This window comes from Advenella kashmirensis WT001, assembly GCF_000219915.2.
Lineage (GTDB): Bacteria > Pseudomonadota > Gammaproteobacteria > Burkholderiales > Burkholderiaceae_B > Advenella > Advenella kashmirensis.
The window spans coordinates 3,108,210-3,125,865 of record NC_017964.1 but is presented as its reverse complement, the minus strand read 5'-3'; the positions used below and the strand labels follow the sequence as shown (position 1 = coordinate 3,125,865).

At 55.1% G+C, this 17,656-nt stretch carries 12 protein-coding genes, 1 tRNA gene and 3 pseudogenes; 8 read left to right on the top strand and 8 right to left on the bottom strand.

Features of this window, described 5'->3' with window-relative positions; translation table 11 throughout:
• Nucleotides 1-176 precede the first annotated feature (176 nt).
• The 5 genes and pseudogenes from TKWG_RS14680 to araD form a co-directional block, all read right to left on the bottom strand.
• The gene (locus TKWG_RS14680; protein ID WP_014751594.1) at nucleotides 177-386 is read right to left on the bottom strand and encodes a hypothetical protein; all 210 of its coding nucleotides are present in this window, start codon (nucleotides 384-386) and stop codon (nucleotides 177-179) included.
• Nucleotides 387-1,256: 870 nt separating this feature from the next.
• Nucleotides 1,257-1,330, bottom strand: a tRNA-Cys gene (locus TKWG_RS14670).
• A gap of 158 nt (nucleotides 1,331-1,488) precedes the next feature.
• The gene (locus TKWG_RS14665) at nucleotides 1,489-2,208 is read right to left on the bottom strand and encodes a GntR family transcriptional regulator (RefSeq protein ID WP_014751592.1); all 720 of its coding nucleotides are present in this window, start codon (nucleotides 2,206-2,208) and stop codon (nucleotides 1,489-1,491) included.
• A 184-nt stretch (nucleotides 2,209-2,392) separates the two neighbouring features.
• A complete protein-coding gene (locus TKWG_RS14660; protein WP_041710354.1) occupies nucleotides 2,393-3,109 on the bottom strand; it encodes a ribonuclease activity regulator RraA in 717 nt (238 codons plus the stop codon).
• 24 nt (nucleotides 3,110-3,133) lie between these two features.
• A pseudogene (araD, locus tag TKWG_RS14655) lies at nucleotides 3,134-4,854 on the bottom strand (L-arabinonate dehydratase); the annotation flags it as partial.
• 288 nt (nucleotides 4,855-5,142) lie between these two features.
• On the opposite strand from araD, the gene ada reads away from it, so the two are divergent.
• Both ada and TKWG_RS14645 read left to right on the top strand, forming a co-directional pair.
• Nucleotides 5,143-6,222 carry a bifunctional DNA-binding transcriptional regulator/O6-methylguanine-DNA methyltransferase Ada gene (ada, locus tag TKWG_RS14650; RefSeq protein ID WP_014751591.1) on the top strand — a complete coding sequence of 360 codons (1,080 nt, stop codon included), beginning with the start codon at nucleotides 5,143-5,145 and terminating at the stop codon, nucleotides 6,220-6,222.
• Between the two features lie 311 nt (nucleotides 6,223-6,533).
• A pseudogene (locus tag TKWG_RS14645) lies at nucleotides 6,534-8,173 on the top strand (3-(methylthio)propionyl-CoA ligase).
• 117 nt (nucleotides 8,174-8,290) lie between these two features.
• Here TKWG_RS14645 and TKWG_RS14640 read toward each other — a convergent pair.
• On the bottom strand, nucleotides 8,291-9,196 hold the full coding sequence (locus TKWG_RS14640; protein ID WP_014751588.1) for a LysR family transcriptional regulator: 906 nt from the start codon (nucleotides 9,194-9,196) through the stop codon (nucleotides 8,291-8,293).
• Between the two features lie 177 nt (nucleotides 9,197-9,373).
• Between TKWG_RS14640 and TKWG_RS14635 the strand changes: the two genes are divergently transcribed.
• A complete protein-coding gene (locus TKWG_RS14635; protein ID WP_014751587.1) occupies nucleotides 9,374-10,381 on the top strand; it encodes a Bug family tripartite tricarboxylate transporter substrate binding protein in 1,008 nt (335 codons plus the stop codon).
• Entirely contained in the window at nucleotides 10,378-11,340 is a 963-nt protein-coding gene (locus TKWG_RS14630) for a M14 family metallopeptidase (RefSeq protein ID WP_014751586.1), read from the top strand. The genes TKWG_RS14635 and TKWG_RS14630 overlap by 4 nt, the downstream gene beginning before the upstream one ends.
• 129 nt (nucleotides 11,341-11,469) lie before the next feature.
• Here TKWG_RS14630 and TKWG_RS14625 read toward each other — a convergent pair whose 3' ends face one another.
• Nucleotides 11,470-12,306: an isocitrate lyase/PEP mutase family protein gene (locus TKWG_RS14625; protein WP_014751585.1), complete on the bottom strand. Its 837-nt coding sequence runs from the start codon at nucleotides 12,304-12,306 to the stop codon at nucleotides 11,470-11,472.
• A 210-nt stretch (nucleotides 12,307-12,516) separates the two neighbouring features.
• Between TKWG_RS14625 and TKWG_RS14620 the strand changes: the two genes are divergently transcribed.
• From TKWG_RS14620 to TKWG_RS14605, 4 genes and pseudogenes are all read left to right on the top strand, one after another.
• The gene (locus tag TKWG_RS14620; protein ID WP_014751584.1) at nucleotides 12,517-13,215 is read left to right on the top strand and encodes a GntR family transcriptional regulator; all 699 of its coding nucleotides are present in this window, start codon (nucleotides 12,517-12,519) and stop codon (nucleotides 13,213-13,215) included.
• 125 nt (nucleotides 13,216-13,340) lie between these two features.
• Nucleotides 13,341-14,318, top strand: a complete 978-nt coding sequence (locus TKWG_RS14615) for a Bug family tripartite tricarboxylate transporter substrate binding protein (RefSeq protein ID WP_014751583.1) — start codon at nucleotides 13,341-13,343, stop codon at nucleotides 14,316-14,318.
• Nucleotides 14,319-14,382: 64 nt separating this feature from the next.
• A pseudogene (locus TKWG_RS14610) lies at nucleotides 14,383-15,749 on the top strand (MmgE/PrpD family protein).
• A 12-nt stretch (nucleotides 15,750-15,761) separates the two neighbouring features.
• Nucleotides 15,762-16,739: a D-2-hydroxyacid dehydrogenase family protein gene (locus TKWG_RS14605; RefSeq protein WP_014751581.1), complete on the top strand. Its 978-nt coding sequence runs from the start codon at nucleotides 15,762-15,764 to the stop codon at nucleotides 16,737-16,739.
• 65 nt (nucleotides 16,740-16,804) lie between these two features.
• On the opposite strand, the gene TKWG_RS14600 is transcribed toward TKWG_RS14605, so the two are convergent.
• On the bottom strand, nucleotides 16,805-17,653 hold the full coding sequence (locus tag TKWG_RS14600; protein WP_014751580.1) for an SAM-dependent methyltransferase: 849 nt from the start codon (nucleotides 17,651-17,653) through the stop codon (nucleotides 16,805-16,807).
• Between the last annotated feature and the right edge of the window lie 3 nt (nucleotides 17,654-17,656).

Genomic DNA, 17,656 nt, shown 5'->3' with positions numbered 1-17,656 from the left:
GCCACTTGCCCCGCGATCTCGGCAGGCGCTGAACCATCTGATGTGAGGCTGCTGAATAATTCGTTATTGCTCTTTACGACTCTTTCCGCTCATACGCCGGAGAAAGAGTCTTCATACCCATTCCTCACGGTCATCGTCCAATCGTGGATACGGCAGGATAAGGGGTTGCTACAGTATTAATAAAAATACTGATTAGCGACATATTTGCGAACGCGATTTATATCCAGAAAATCAATATCGCTGCGATGACGTTCACTTTCCGCAAAACTGACGAATTTGATTGCCTGTTCGTCGTTCAATATGCGGGTTCCCCCATTTTCGTAATGGAACTTGACGCCGGGCACCCCATGTTCGTACAGGATGCTCACTGACTTAACGTGATTCATAATGACCTCCAAATAGTATTTGCATAGCACGATCGGACGCTTAAAACTGCGTTTGATGCGTCTATGCGGCCGCCTGTATCGATACGGTCTGTAATCGTCCTGGGGCGTTTTAACAAGGGTTGATGATTATTAAAATTAATACCTTGAATATTGGATTCGCTTGCACCGGTGATCCCCAACCGGCAAAGAGCATGAGCGTGGATCGCATCCATTAAAGCAAGTTGCATCAGGCAGCGTCCAAATGCATAACGCGGCGATGAATCATGCAACTGAAATAAGATAAGTAAAGCAAACAACTTAAGTCGGACAACGAATATTAAGAATAGCGATTGACGAACTTGCTGCATATCTGTAGATAACGTAGCCGCGATTCAGCATGCCCGCCAGTGTTCTGATTTTTATAAAGTATACGATATGTATATAATAATACAATTTATTACACAAAAGATCAATAGCGTGAAACCAGGACTGGAAAACAGGCTGGTTATCCGAGGCTGGTTTTCCGTCAATAAAGTGGGGTTTACGCCACATAAGACGGTTCACTGTCGGGCTGCTGGGGTTGGTTTTGGCTGCCCCACGCTTTGGGGTTAGCACCTGAGTCTGGAAAATGCTGTTCCGGCTGCTCGCGCTGCTGGAGCAATGTTTGCCCACAGTCTCACGCATACGCCCGCCAGCCAGCACAAAGCGTGGCAGCAATGGGGCAAAATCAATCATGTTTGGGAACAGTCATCGCCCCGTTATGGGGTAGAGCCTGGGGTAGTAGGGCCGTGGCCCTAGCGCCTATGCTGGTATTACGGGATTTTGCGCAGCAAGTCCCATTTTTCGGAGCAGAATTATTCTTATTAATTGCCCTGAAAACCGCATAAAGAGTGGAGGCGCAGAGCGGAGTCGAACCGCTCTGGACGGATTTGCAATCCGCTGCATAACCGCTTTGCTACTGCGCCTAAGTAATAACAAACGAAGAGTCAAGCATTATGGTCGATTTTCCATGCGCAGTCAAGGTGATCGGGTGAATCGCACAATCAAATTGTGATTTGGTGTGACGCGAATGCGCGTAAAGGCCTTCGCCTTTGCCAGCTTGATGTCATTGTCGTCTGCCGGGTCAATAGTCAGTTGCAGGTCTTGTCATGACGTCATGATCCATGCGAATCCATTGCGGGTGCGCTTGCACAATTTGCTCTACATATTCGAGTGTTCCTGATAAATGTTCGCGCAGGCGCTGCTGCGCCAGCTCCGGCGTATGGTCGGCAATGGCTCGCACAATCAGGCGGTGATCGCTGACGATGCGTTCCAGCTTACCGGAAACCGGCAGATGCAGGCGGCGCAGTCGGTCCAGATGTCCGCTATTGCTGTGCACCAGATGCCATAATGCATCTTTACCGGCGGCCTGATAAAGCATGCGGTGAAATTGCGTATCGGCCTGGCTGAAAGCGCTCAGATCTCTGGCGGCGCGCAAGGCGTCCTGTTGTTGTACCAGCGCTTGCAATGAGCCGATCAGGCTCGCGTCGCGCGATTGGGCCAGTTCCCGCACCAGTTCCAGTTCAAGGGACTGCCGCAGAAAGTGTGCCTGTCTGGCCAGGGTGACGTCAATCAGGCTGACGCGCGTCGAAGCCTGTGGATAAATATCCACCAGCATTTCTGTCGCCAGTTTCAGCAACGCTTCGCGTACCGGGGTCTGGCTAACCCCATAGCTGTCAGCCACTTCGGCGCGTGAAAGTACAGTGCCAGGCGCCAGTTCCAGAGCAATGACTTTCTGGCGCAACAACTGGTAAAGCTGCGGTGCCGCCTGGCGGCTGCGATCAAGAGGCGTGACTGAGCTCATGTTTTTTGTCCGTGAACGGTGATGCTACTGTCGCCATAGCCGTGCAATACGTAGTTCGTAATGTGGCAATATGAAGTGCGCGCAAGGCCGCAGGTGATCTGCAGTCCCGCCGGCCAACGGAATGGGGCAGGCGTAGCGCGCGCTCGAGTCAGACCGCTGTGCTGATCTTGCCAGGCTCCACATGCTATCGGCCGTTGCGCTGCCGCCAGGCTGAAAAATCGGTTTTTGCCTGTTCATCGGTCGCAGGGTACAGCCCGATAATGGATCGACCCTTGAGTACCTCCTCGGTGACGAAATCTTCGTACGCGGTCATTTCTATGGCCTCGGCTGCAATTTCCTGCGCCAGATGCGCGGGGATCACGACCACGCCCTCGGCATCGCCGACGACGACATCGCCCGGGAAAACGGCAACATCGCCGCAGCCGATAGGCACGTTGATGTCCAGCGCCTGATGCAGGGTCAGATTAGTGGGCGCAGAAGGACGATGGTGATAGGCGGGGATAGATAACTTGGCAATTTCCGGTGAATCACGAAAGCCGCCATCGGTGACCACACCAGCGGCACCGCGCTGCATCAGCCGGGAAACCAAAATGGAGCCGGCAGAAGCGGCACGCGCATCTTTGCGACTGTCTATCATCAGCACCGCGCCTTGCGGGCACTGATCAACTGCAACCCGTTGCGGATGGCTGCGGTCCTGAAAGACGGTAATGGGGTTGAGGTCTTCGCGTGCCGGAATATAGCGCAGCGTGTAGGCCTCGCCCACCATGGTCGGCAAAGCGGGGTTGAGCGGATGTACGTCCTGAATGAACTGATTGCGCAGGCCGCGCTTATACAAGGCAGTACACAGTGTGGCGGTGCTGACGGTTGTCAGTTGCTTGCGAACTTGTGGGTCAAGGGCCATGATGAATTCCTGATCAATAAATGCTGGGTTCGTTGTTGGGGGCGCGAAGCTGGTTTCCAGAAAGTCGAAATCACAACCGGCATCGGCTTGCAGGATATGCTGCGAGAACATCCAGCCGTAGCCGCGTTCGAAGCGGCGTTCGGGTGCGATCCAGTCTGCTCGTCTTGCGGCCAGTTCCTCGTCACTGATTTCAAGGTGGATACGGCGGGCCGGCACATCAACGGTAATCATGTCGCCGGTGCGCACCAGTGCCAGGTTACCGCCAACATACGATTCAGGCGCGACATGTAAAATACAGGCGCCATAGCTGGTGCCGCTCATGCGCGCATCGGACAGGCGCAACATATCCCGTACGCCCTGTTTGATCAGCTTGACCGGGATCGGCAGCATGCCCCACTCGGGCATGCCCGGGCCGCCCAGCGGGCCGGCGTTGCGCAGCACCATGATGTGGCCGGGCGTGACATCCAGGTTTTCATCGTCCACCGCAGCTTTCATGCTGGGATAATCGTCAAAGACGAGTGCGGGGCCGGTGTGTTGCAGGAACTGCGGCGCGCATGCACTGGGTTTGATCACGCAGCCGGACGGCGCCAGATTACCGCGCAGCACGGCCAGCGCGCCTTCGGGATACAAAGGGTTGTCCATGGGACGAATCACGTCGTCGTTATACACTTGCGCGTCTTTGATATTTTCGGCCAGCGTCAAGCCGGTCACGGTCATGACCTCGCCCTGCAGATGATCGCCCAGGCGCCGCATCAGGCTGGCAGGCCGCCTGCATAATAAAAATCTTCCATCAAATAGGTGCTGCCGCTGGGCCGGACATTGGCAATGACCGGCACCTTGCGGCTGGCCGCATCAAAGTCGTCCAGCGTGACATCACAGCCGGCGCGGCGCGACATGGCAATCAGATGGATGACCGCGTTGGTGGAGCACCCCATGGCCATAGCTACGGCAATGGCATTCAGAAAACTGGTTCGGGACAGAATGCGCGCCGGCGTGAGATCCTCCCATACCATCTCGACGATACGCCGGCCGCAGGCAGCTGCCATGCGAATGTGGTTGGCGTCGACGGCGGGAATCGATGATGCACCGGGTAGCGTCATGCCAATGGATTCGGCAATGGCGGTCATGGTGCTGGCCGTGCCCATTGTCATGCACGTGCCTGCGCTGCGGGCAATACCGCCTTCTACGCCAATCCATTCGGTTTTGCTGATTTTCCCGGCGCGCCGCTCATCCCAGTATTTCCATGCGTCCGAGCCCGAACCAAGGATTTTTCCCTGCCAGTTGCCGCGCAGCATGGGACCGGCCGGCAGATAAATACAGGGCAGTCCCGCACTGATAGCGCCCATCAACAGGCCTGGCGTAGTTTTGTCGCAGCCGCCCATCAGTACTGCACCGTCAACCGGATGGCTGCGTAACAGTTCCTCTGCTTCCATGGCAAGCATATTGCGATACAGCATAGTGGTGGGCTTGACGAAGTTTTCCGACAGGGAAATGGCCGGTAACTCTATGGGAAAGCCTCCGGCCTGGAAAATACCACGTTTGACATCTTCCACCCTTTGCTTGAAATGCGAATGGCAGGGGTTGATATCCGACCAGGTGTTCAGGATGGCAATGACAGGACGGCCCTCCCAGTCTTCCGGGGCGTAGCCCATTTGCATAATGCGGGATCGGTGACCGAAAGAGCGTAAATCATCCGGGGCAAACCAGCGGGCGCTGCGCAGCGAATCATAGGTACGTTTTGACATGGTGTATTACCTTGAGGGCACAATAATGAGGTCAAATATCATTGAAACATTAATATATCAGTTGATATATTCGGGATATCGATGACACCGGGACATGCTGCGCCCGCGATTGCCTTGTTAGTGCCAGCCGCCGATTGCAAGCGTCATAGTGGTTCTGGGTGCGTCCAGGGGTATTGGAGGCGCTGCTGGCTTGTCGCTTGCGCATAATTCAATCGCAAGAAAACGATTGCTTGCGATTGAATTGATCTCTATTCTGATCATGACTGCCATATATTCAGGAGATCAATCATGACACCTACGCAGGTACAAGCCCGGTTTACGTCCGAAGAGGCTCGCTGGCAGGCCGTGCAAAATCGCGATCGGCAAGCGGATGGGCACTTTGTCTATGCTGTAAAGACTACTGGCGTATATTGCCGTCCCAGTTCTTCAGCCCGTCTGCCACAACGAAAAAATGTTGTTTTTTTTGATACGGCACAACAGGCTGAGGCAGCAGGCTACCGCGCCAGCCGCCGTGCGCGGGCGGACCGCACTGCCGCTGCAGACGAACGGGCTGAGCTGGTGGCGCGGGCCTGTCGCCACATTGAGTCGGCACAAACGCCACCCAGTCTGGACGAGCTGGCGGCACAGGCCAATATGAGTCCATTTCATTTTCATCGCGTATTCAAGGCTGAAACCGGTCTCACGCCAAAAGCTTATGCCTCGGCCTGGCGTGCCAGGAAACTGCGCGATGAGCTGGGGTCTTCAGTCTCATCGATTACAGATGCAATCTATACGGCGGGCTTCAATTCGAACAGCCGCTTTTACGAAGCGTCCGAGCAGTTGCTGGGGATGCGTGCCGGGGAATATCGGGCCGGGGGGCAGGGCGCTGTCATTCGTTTTGCTATCGGGCAATGTTCGCTGGGCGCCATTCTGGTGGCGCAAAGCCACCGCGGCATCTGCGCCATTATGCTGGGTGATGATCCCGATGCGCTGTTGCGCGACTTGCAGGATCAGTTTGCCAGGGCGCAGCTGGTTGGGGGCGATGCTGCCTTTGAACGTCTGGTGGCGCAGGTGATCGGTTTTGTAGAGACGCCGTCGGTGGGTCTGAACCTGCCGCTCGATGTTCGTGGTACGGCTTTTCAGGAGCGAGTGTGGCAGGCATTACGGGACGTGCCTGCCGGCACGACCGTCAGCTACGGTCAGATTGCCGAGCGGATCGGGGCACCCACCGCTGTGCGCGCCGTGGCTCAGGCCTGTGGCGCCAATCGCATTGCGGTTGCCATTCCCTGCCACCGCGTGGTCAGGCGCGATGGCGATATTTCGGGCTATCGCTGGGGCGTGGAGCGCAAGCGCCAGTTGCTGGAACGGGAGTCAACTACACAACCGTGATCCGTAGAAAGGTATGTGTTTTTGTCTTGTGGTTGCGTCATTGAGCACTATTGATGGCGATCGCAGGGCATGGGATAAAGTCTGTCGTTTGATCTGTCGGGGACTGATCTGGTCGCAATTTACAAGTCAGTTGTCTGGAGCCAGTCATCGTGGAATCAGCAATTGAATAATTGAACAATTGTGGGACAATAATCGTGTAGCCGGTGCTGCATTGGGTGAGTCTGGTCATTGGCTGGCCCGGGCAACTCTGATACGTGAGGGTGGACAGAATAAATCCAAAAAGAGAGAGACTTATGACAGATGAAATACAAATGGGCCTGATGCAGCCGCATCCATTGCTGATATCGTCGCTGATCGTTCATGCTGAGCGCATCATGGTGATGGTCAGATTGTCTCGCGGCGCGTAGAGGGGGATCTGCATCGCTATTGCTGGCGCGATGTGGCCCGCCGTTCCCGCCAGGTAGCGCGTGCACTTGATGCCATGGCCATGCCGCTTTCTGCGCGGGTGGCCACGCTGGCCTGGAATGGCTACCGGCATCTGGAGCTTTATTTCGGTGTCAGTGGATCGGGCAGGGTGCTGCATACCATTAATCCGCGCCTGCATCCGGATCAAATCGCGTGGATCGCCAATCATGCCGATGACCAGGTTTTATGTTTCGACCTGAGCTTTCTGCCTTTGGTGCAGGCAGTGCATGGCAAATGCCAAACGATCAGGCACTATGTTGCGTTATGCGACCGTGATGCGTTGCCACAGGACAGCGCAATACCCGGCCTGATTAGCTACGAGCAGTGGGTCCAAGAGCAATCGGACGACTATCGCTGGCCGCAATTTGATGAGAACGCGGCTTCCAGCATGTGCTACACCAGTGGAACCACCGGGCATCCGAAAGCGGTCATGTACAGCCATCGCTCAACGCTGCTGCATGCCTATGGCGCTGCATTGCCCGACTCTATGGCCATATCGGCGCGTGATGTGATTCTGCCCGTGGTACCCATGTTTCATGTCAATGCCTGGGGCATCCCTTATGCGGCCGCACTAACTGGCGCTGCACTGGTCTTTCCTGGCCCGCTTCTGGACGGGAAGTCCGTCTATCAGTTGATCGAACAGGAACGAGTCACATTTGCTGCTGGTGTACCAACCGTATGGCAAATGCTGCTTGATCACGTCAAAGGCGGAGGGCAGCAATTTTCCACTCTCAAGCGGACCGTGATTGGCGGCTCGGCCTGCCCGCCGGCCATGATACAAGCATTCCGGGAGCAGTACGGCGTTGAAGTTATCCATGCCTGGGGAATGACAGAAACCAGCCCGCTGGGAGCGCTATGTGCTCTGAAAAATAAGTCCCTGATGCAGCCAGAGGAAGAACAAATAAAGCTGCGGTGCAAGCAGGGACGGGCAATGTACGGAATTGATTTCAAAATTGTCGGCGACGATGCGGGCGAATTGCCATGGGACGGCAAAACATTTGGCGATTTATACGTTAAGGGGCCTTGGGTGGTGCGCGACTATTTCCCTGGTAAAGACACTGCCGCACTGGTAGACGGCTGGTTTCCCACCGGAGATGTAGCGACCATCGACGCCGATGGCTATCTGCAGATTACGGACCGCAGCAAGGATGTGATCAAATCCGGCGGCGAATGGATCAGCTCGATTGATATTGAAAACATCGCCATGGCGCATCCGGCCGTCCAACTGGCTGCCTGCATCGGCGTCAGTCATCCAAAATGGGACGAGCGTCCGGTTATTGTGGTTGTCCTGCGCGAGCAAATGACGCTAGCTCGGGAGGAGCTGCTGCAGTTTTATGAAGGCAAGATTGCCAAATGGCAGATACCGGACGACGTTATATTTGTGGACGCCATCCCTCTGGGTGCCACAGGAAAAATGCTCAAATCCAAAGTCAGGCAGATGCCCGAGGTTGCAGCGTATTGCGCACATGGAGGCAGTGGGTCGTAACCGAGCTATTTTTTAGCGCCGGGATGCAATCCGGCGCGCAAGTGCTGCGCGACCCTTGCAAACTAACGGTGTGCCGCCAACCAAGGCATGGGTACAAGCCGCGCTCTGGCGTCGGCGTCAGCGCGTGGTTCGTTCCCAGATCATCTCTGCTGCAACCGACAGCGGCTCCTTGGAGCGATATAACCGTACTTCGAAAGGCACTTCGTTTTGCCTGCCGCCCAATACGCGCAATATTCCTGAAGTGCAGTCCTGCGCCACCACGGACCAGGGCAGCCAGCCGATACCACGTCCCTTCTTGATCAATGACCAGGCCACTTCCACTGAATCACAATAAGCCACGGGTTCCAACGCATAACTGCTGGCACGCAGATGATCGCTCAGAATATGGTGCAGCGACAGCGTATTGAGATAGGTTACGTGCGGAATGGGCGTGAATTCATCAAGCAGGTCATAGACTGTGTCGCCGTATTTGGCAGCGCTGCACACCGGTACAAATCGGTCTGTACCTAATTGCAGATACTGGAAATTGGCAGTCGCAACCGGGACAGATAAGTTGGGGTGTTCATAGCAGCACAGAAAATCCACTTCCTCTCGCTGCAGCAGGGCGACCATATCCGGCGTCGAGCCGGTTCTGATCTGTACTGACACGGTCTCCGACAGTTCCCGGCCAATGACATCTGACATCGCGCAGGCCCAGTCCGCTACCAGCGTACTGGCCAGGTAGCGTCCGGTCGCAATACGCAATGCATGGCTCGTCTGCTGTCCGGGCGATTTTATTTTCTTGCTGACGGTGTTGAGCCTGGCAACGATGTATTCGGCCGTCACCAGCAGTTCGCGCCCCGCTTGCGTAAGCTTGACGGGAATTTTGCTGCGGTCAACCAGCGTTGCCCCTGCCCAGTGTTCCAGTTCGCGGATGCGCCGGCTGAAAGCAGGATGGGTCACATTGCGCAGCTCTGCAGCCTTGGTAAAACTGCATGTTTTGGACAGGGCAATCAGATCTTTCAGAAGCTTGGTTTCAGCCATGGGATAGCTACCGTATCAATAGGGGTTCGAGACGTGGGGCTGGCTCATTGAAATAGCGTCGTTGTGCAACGGGCCATTGCGGTTTTATTTTGCACGGCATTGTGCAATAAAAGCACAATGATGGCGTTTTTCAGCAATTAGTATAGAGGCAATAAGAATTTCAACGGAGACATTGTCATGAAAAAGTTAAGTAATCACCTTAAGCGAAGGGCATTCTGTGTTCTGAGCGCGTTTGCCTTGCTGGCGGTAAGTGGCCCGGCGGCATTGGCGGCTTCGGGATACCCCGATCGCCCTATCACGATCGTGGTCGGGTATCCGGCGGGCGGCAGCGTTGACCTGAACGGCAGGGTAGTGGCCGACACGCTGGCCAGGAAAATAGGCGCCAAGGTGGTGGTTGAAAACCTGGGCGGCGCAGGCGGCACCATCGGCGCCCAGAAAGTAATTCGCGCCAAGCCGGATGGCTATACGCTATTGGTGGGTTCGCTCAATGAAATCGTGATCGCCAGCCTGGTAAATCCGGCGGTAAAATATAACGGTGTTACCGATTTGCAGGCTATTGGCCTGATCGGTGATCAGCCGTTGGTGCTGGCTGCCTCCAAAAAGACCGATATCAGAAACACCGCTGATCTGGTCAAAGTAGCCACATCGGGGAAGTCGGAGAACTACAGTTATGGCTCGTCCGGGGTTGGCACCTCCTTGCATATGGCTGGTGAAATGGTTAACGCCGAAACGCGGGCCAAATTCCTGCATGTGCCCTATCGTGGCGTTGCACCGCTGGTAACAGATCTGACCAGCGGGCGCCTGCCTCTGGGCGTTTTTGCCTTGTCTTCGGCATTGCCGCAAATACAGTCGGGCCAGATAACGGCCATCGGCGTCACCAGCGCAAAACGGTCCGCTTTTGCTTCCGACATTCCGGCCTTGGCTGAAAACCCCGCTCTCAAGGCCATGGATATCAGCGTCTGGTTTGGCCTGTTCGGCCCCAAGGACATGCCCGAGGCGGTCGTCAAAAAATTGCAGACCAGTCTGCAGCAGGTGCTGGCCGACCCGCAGTTTCAGGAGAAATACCGAGCTACCGGTAGCAATGTCATGCGCGAGCAGCCCGATCTGGCCGCGTTCTTTCAGGCAGAGCACAATAAATTCAAGAAACTTGCCGAAACGGCCCATATCGCAACGGGACGGCCATGAGTACAGGGTTTGAGATTGCGGTACCGGACTTGTCTGCAGAGCGACTGGGTAATACCGATACACCAGGCGTATGGGCGTTTGATTCGGGCACTGCAGGTCCCACGCTATTGATCACAGCATTGATTCATGGCAATGAAATTTGCGGCGCCTGGGCCTTGAAGGAATTGCTGGCCGCAGGCCTGCGTCCGAAAAAAGGGCAGCTGGTTCTGGCGTTTTGCAATCTGGCGGCATTCGATACGCTGGATGTGGCCGCACACGACGCTGCTCGTTTTGTTGATGAAGACATGAACCGGGTCTGGAGCAGTGCAAAACTGGATCAGCCGGTCACACAGGAACGTCGGCGAGCGCTCGAGCTCAGAAAATGGGTTGCGGCGGCAGACTGGTTGCTTGATATTCATTCCATGCACGAACCCAGCCCGCCCTTGATGATGACCGGTCTGTTAAAGCGCAATGTGGAATTGGCTAAACGGCTGGGTGTACCGCAACATGTGATCATGGATGCGGGGCACAAGGACGGCACGCGTATGCGTGATTTCGCCCAGTTTGGCGATCCGCAATCGCAGGCGCTGGCGTTGCTGATCGAATGCGGGTATCACGGAGATCCATCTTCTGTGGACACGGCGCGAAACGTGGTCGCGCATTTTCTGCTCGAGTCGGGCATCGTAGATGCAGACGACCTGCCGGGCCATTGGATGCTGGCACAAAAAGGGCCGCAGACGGTGTTGCAGGTAACTGCGCCGGTCGTGGCGATGTCGGAGTCATTGACTTTTTCCGAACCATATCAGGGAATGGAATGTATTGCGCATGCGGGCACGCAGATTGGCCAGGATAATGACAAGCCTATCGTCACGCCCTATGACAATTGTGTTTTGGTCATGCCGTCCCTGCGTCAGTTAAAGGTGGGGGTTACTGTGATGCGATTTGCGCATGAGCTGCCGGCCGACCCTGAACGGCAATAGGGCGATCCGCGAGAACAAGGATAGTGCATATCGAGGCTGCTGCAATAGGCTGGCGTTGCCCGACATCGTTAATGACGGGTAACGCCAGCCTATCGGCTTTGTCTGCTTATGTATTGTGCCGCTATCGGCTTAGTCGGATTCACGCGCAAACCGGCGATCCAGCTCGTCGCCGCCAATAATTCCGCCGAAGCCGTCGAACCTGCCTTCCTGTGCGATCTGCTGTGCGACCCGAAGAAAGCTGTCCATGGCCACGCGCGCCAGCGCTCCGCCCACACTGATCCGACGCACGCCGAGTTGCTCAAGTTCGGCGGCGGTCATGCCGATTGCGCTGCCGCACAATACATTGACTGGACATCCATTGGCGGCTTTGACAACGGCGCTGATCTGCTCTGCAGTTTTTATGCCAGGGGCATAGATGCAGTCAGCACCTGCCTCTACGAACGCAGCAATGCGTAGGGTGGTTTGTTCAAGGTCGGGTGCACCACGTATAAAGCCCTCGGTCCGTGCCGTGAGCAGCACCCGCTCTCCCGTCTGATCAATGGCAGCGCGCGCCGCGCTGATGCGCGAGACTGCCACGGTAAAATCATACAAACCATCAGCACCACCTTGGGGTGCATCTTCGATGGACAGCCCCGCCACGCCGGTCGCAACACACTTGATGATGTTTTGCTGCATCTGCTTTATATCGTCTGCATAGCCATTTTCGAAATCGGCATTCAGCGGAATATTCACTGCAGCGGCCAGTTCGGTCAAGTGGGCCAGAACCATCTCAAGCGACTGCGTTCCGTCGGGCATGCCGTTGGCGTAGGCATGTCCGGAACTGGTCGATGCCAGCGCGGCAAAGCCCATTTGCTCCAGGCATCTTGCAGTACCGATATTCCAGGGGTTGGGGATGGTAAAGCAGCCGGTCTGGTGCAATTGAAAAAAATCTTCACGTTTCTGGCTGCTTGTGCGCACTGTGGTCATTGGACACCTGTTTACCTGTTCTATAGCGAAGAAACACGAGCGAAATACCGAGTTTGGACAAATATTAGCATGCTGTCATGGGAAGGGTGTGGGACGTTATCGTGTCACTGGTGGCAGGATAGCCCTGGTATCGCGAACCAAAATACGGGAAATCCCTCGATTTCAATTTCGTATAATCGTATACAATTATACGAAACAAAGGAAGTTTATATGGATTGGCTAAATGGACAGATCGGACAGGAAACGTTCGAAGGAATCAAAAATACGTCACTGGGTAAACTGGTGCGCGACTATTTGCTCAATCAGATTATGTCGGGAACGCTAACGCCCGGGCAGGCATTGCGTGAACCGGAGTTGGTGGAGCAAATGAAAGTATCCCGAGTGCCGGTGCGTGAGGCACTGCGTGAGCTGGAAAGTATGGGGCTGGTAGTATCGCGCAAGCATTCGGGCGTCTACATCCGGGAACTGTCCGAGGAAGAGGTACACGATCTGTACCAGTTTCGGGCACTGATGGACAATCATGCCGGCCAGATGGTTGCGCAGTTGACGCCCGAGCGACGCATGGCGCTGGTGGCTTTACTTGATATCTGCGTGGCGCAAATGGATCAGGCCAATCTGGAAAGTAATGTGCAAGCGTATTACAACGCCAACTTGCACTTTCACTGGCACTTCATTGAATTTGCCGGGAATCGTGAAATTGCCAAAAGCTATCGCGAGGTGATACAGAAATTGCATCTTGCCCGGGTCAAAAATCTGTCTACACCGGATCATCGTCACAAATCCAATGCCGAGCACAAGGAAATTGTGCAGGCGCTGCGTGATGCGGACAATATTGGTGGCGCGCTGCATTGCGCCGAACTGCTGTCGCATCACGTGGTCAAGGCTCACAAGCGCCTTGCCGATATGTGAGGCTCGTTATAACGACCTTATTTCTTTCGAGGTTATTAATCAGACATTGAATATCCCGCTTTGCTGCCGGTACAGACTGGCAATTCACAACTAACACATCCGAAATATATCGGAGGAGACAAATCATGGATCGTCGTTCATTCCTGCTCAGTATGGGAGCAGGCGCCATTGCTTTACCTACAATTTCCGTGGGACAGGAAAAATATCCCGCCAAACCCATTAGTTATATCGTTCCGGTGGCAGCCGGTGGCGGGAGTGACTATGTCGCCCGCGCCACTACAAGCGAATGGGGCAAAGGGCTGGGCAATGCCACCTTTGTGGTTGAAAATCTTGGCGGTGGAGGCGGGGTGATTGCCTGCCAGCGCGCGGCGCGTGCTCCGGCAGATGGCTATACTTTGATGCAGGGTTATGTCGCAACGCTGGGCACCGGCCCTGCAACGAGAAAAGTACCCTATGATCCGCTTAAGGATTTTACGCCGGTGGGCATGATTGGCGGCACACCCAATGTATTGGTGGTGGATGCCAAACTGCCCATTACCACGCTCACCGAATTCGTAGACTATTTTAAGAGAAATACAACAAGCAATTATGGTTCGGCAGGTGCCGGTTCATTGACTCATCTGCTAATGGAATTACTCAAGCAGGACACTGGCCTGCAAACCCAGCATATTGCCTACAAGGGAATCGCGCCTGCATTTCAGGATTTGGTCGGTGCTCGTACGCAAGCGATGTTTCCTGGTCTGGCCGCGGCCGTTCCTCATCTGCTTTCAAAAACCGTTCGCGCGATTGCATTGACAGGCAACAAACGCAATGCGCGGTTTCCGGATATTCCCACATTCGAGGAGTTGGGCGTCAAGGGATTTGATGATGTGCTTCAGTGGTACGGCGTGTCTGGTCCCAGGGGTATGAAAGACGATATTGTCAAGACACTGAATGATTCGCTCAATGCTGTTTTGATCAAACCCGAATTGGAAAAGCGTCTGCAGATTGAAGCAATTTTGCCGATGCCGATGAATCCGCAGGAATTTGAACATTATGTTCAGAAAGATCTTGAACGCTGGAAGAAAGTTGCGCAGGACCAGAATATACGCCTTGACGCATGAGTCTGCCCTGTATTCCAGGCCAATTGCATTTGTAATATTTTAATTGAACTTTATCAGGATTATCATGGCTGTAAATACGAAGGTTGAAGCAGATCAGAACGCACCGGCAGTAACCCGTATTCTTGCGGAGTTTGTCGCCACCCATCCATCAAAAGGCTGGAGCGATGAAGTGGAGCATGAGGCGCATCGCACATTTCTCAACTGGCTTGGATGCGCCGTGGGTGCATCGCAGCACGCGGCTGTGCAGGCCGCCTGCGTGCTGTCCAGATCCTCGAGCCGGCAGCTCAGGCCACGATCGCAGGCCGTCAGGAACGGGTAGATATTGCCAGTGCCGCTCTCATCAATGGAATTTCGTCGCATCTTTTTGATTTTGACGACACTCACCTTAAAACGATTATTCATCCTGCCGGACCCGTCTGCTCGGCGGTACTGGCCCTGGCGGAACTGACCGGCGCCAGTGGTCGCCAGCTTATCGATGCCGTTGTGCTGGGTATCGATGTTGCATGCCGCGTTGGCAACACCATTTATCCGCACCATTATGACAGGGGTTGGCATATTACAGGGTCTACCGGATCTCTTGGCTCTGCCGCAGCTTGCTCAAGGTTGCTTGGCCTGGACACAGAAAAGACGGCAATGGCATTGGGTATTGCAGCTTCGCAACCGGTGGGATTGCGCGAACAGTTCGGCACCATGACCAAGCCCTTTCATCCTGGCGGTGCTGCACGAGCGGGCCTGATGTCGGCATTGCTGGCGCGAGAGGGGTTTACCGCCAGTCCGCGTGCGATTGAAGCACCCAGGGGCTTTGCGCAAGTGGTATCGACAAAGTTCGACTGGAATGAAATTACTGATGAGCTTGGTCAGCGTTTTGAAATTTCTTTCAATGCATACAAGCCCTTTGCTTGCGGTATCGTGATCCATCCCAGTATCGATGCCTGCGTGCAGCTCAGAGCGCAGGGTGTGACTGCAGACAATCTGGTGCGTCTGGACCTGCGTGTTCATTCGCTGGTGCTTGAGCTGACAGGGAAAAAAGAACCGGCTGATGGTCTGCAGGGCAAGTTCAGTGTTTATCACGGTTGTGCTGCCGGTCTGATTTTTGGCAAGGCGTCCGAAGATGAGTACGACGACGCCATAGTCAATCGGGAAGATGTCGTGGCAACACGTCGCAAAGTCGTTGCCATTGTGGACGATACAATCGATGAAGCGGCAGTCCAAGCTACAGCTACACTCAAGGATGGCAAGATCGTGCACATACGCGTGGACCATGCCATTGGGTCTTTGCAACATCCGATGACCGATGATGACCTGATGGCCAAATTTACTGCCATGTCCGCTCCGGTGCTTGGAGCAGAAAAAACCGTCCGTCTGATACAGCAGTGCTGGAGCCTGTCTGATGCAGATGATGTGCGTGCGCTTGTCGCGCAGGCAAGTTGAGCAGGTTCGGGTATGGATAGCAAACCGACCGTTGTAGTTTTGGATGACTGGGAAAATGTACTGCGCGACCGCGTAGACTGGCGAGCAATCCGGTCGCGGGCAAATGTGATCATTCACAATACAAGGTTGTGCGGGCACGCTTTGCGTGCAGCGCTCTCGTCGGCCCAGGTGCTTGTTGTATTTCGCGACCGAACGCCTGTTGATGCCGATTTGATTGCCCTGTTGCCTGGCTTGCAACGAATCATTAGCACCGGCGCGCGCAATCGCACCCTGGATGCCAAGGCCGCAGAGCAGGCCGGTATACATGTCGGTCATACCGCATGGGGACCGTCCAAGGCCAGCACGTGCGAACATACCTGGGCGCTGATTCTGGCTGCGGTCAAGCGTGTGCCTCAATCGGCATTGTCTGCGTCAAACAGCCGCTGGCGCAATCCTGATGTTAGCGCCTTTATGCCGCCTGTCATGGAAGGTAAGCGGCTTGGGCTGATTGGATTGGGTCAGATTGGCCAGCGTGTAGCGGCCATCGGCAAAGTGTTTGGTATGCAAGTCGTGACATGGAGTCCGAACATGACGGCAGAACGCGCCGCCGAACATGGCGTACTGGCAGTGTCGTTAAAAGAGCTGCTGGAAACTTCGCTGGTGGTCAGCTTACATCTGGTGCCGTCAGAGACGAGCCGTCACTTGCTAAACGCCGAGCGCCTTGGCTGGATGCACGCTGGTGCAATCCTGGTCAACACTTCGCGTGCCGAACTTATCGACACGGATGCGCTGGTGGATGCTTTACATCACAAACGTATTGCCTATTGTGCTCTGGATGTATTTGATCAGGAGCCGCTGGCGCCCGACCATCCGCTATTGAACATGCCCAACGTGTTGCTGACTCCGCATGTCGGTTTTTTGTGTGAGGAAGTAGTGCACAATTTTGCGGTGGGAGTACAAGACCAGTTGGAAGCCCATCTCTCGCAACAGGGTGTATATAGCCCGCTTTGATCAGGAGGCGGCCTGCACTGAGTGGTGGGACAGATGCAGGCCGCTTATACCAGCACGTATCACATCTATTGCATAGATACCAGTCGCGCTGTCCAATCTGCTTTGCCGTCTATGGTTCCGCGCATTTGTTTATTCTCCACTTTGCCAGAGTATGTTTGCCCGTCCACGGAAAAGGTAATGTGCGCTCCGTTCAGGCGTGCGTTGCTGATGCGCCGCTGGTTGGCACCGTCGCTCAGTGTTCCGTCCAGCATCTGGAATGTCTGCTTCAATTGAAGCTCACGCTCGCCGATTTTCCAGGTGCCGGCCACCTTGGCCGGAACGATCCATTTATAGGCATGGCAGTAATTGGTGCAGTTCTCTTTGACTTCGACTGATTCATCCGGCTCCCATGCCTCCATTGCAAATGAATTGGAAACGACGCGCGTGCCGGGCTTCATGTCCAGCAGGGTCGGACGCAAGCGCAGATTCAGACTGGGTAACAGGAAAAGCGTGACCACAGTGGCATCTGAAAAATCGGATTCGAAGATATCTGCCTGTTCGAAAGTGGCGCGCTGCGCTACGCCTTCGGTTTGTGCAGCCCGTTTTGAGATGGCGACCAGGTCTGGGTTGAACTCAATGCCGCGCGAAATTGCGCCGCGCTTGGCAGCGGTAATGACCAGCCGGCCATCGCCCGAGCCCAAATCAACCAGCCGGTCATCTGCTGTCAGCCGGGCCATCTGCAGCATGCGGTCAACCAGCGCCTGTGAGGTTGGCACCCACACGACGTCTTTGCCCTGTTGCCCGACAGACGGCGTGTATTGTTTGGTGGTCGCGTTGTTGTCGGCAGCGGCGGGAGCGGTTTGTGCCGCAAGTGGCGAGCTCACCGTCATGGTGAACAGTATCGCGGCGACCAGGGGTTTAGCAGGCGTAGTCATCGA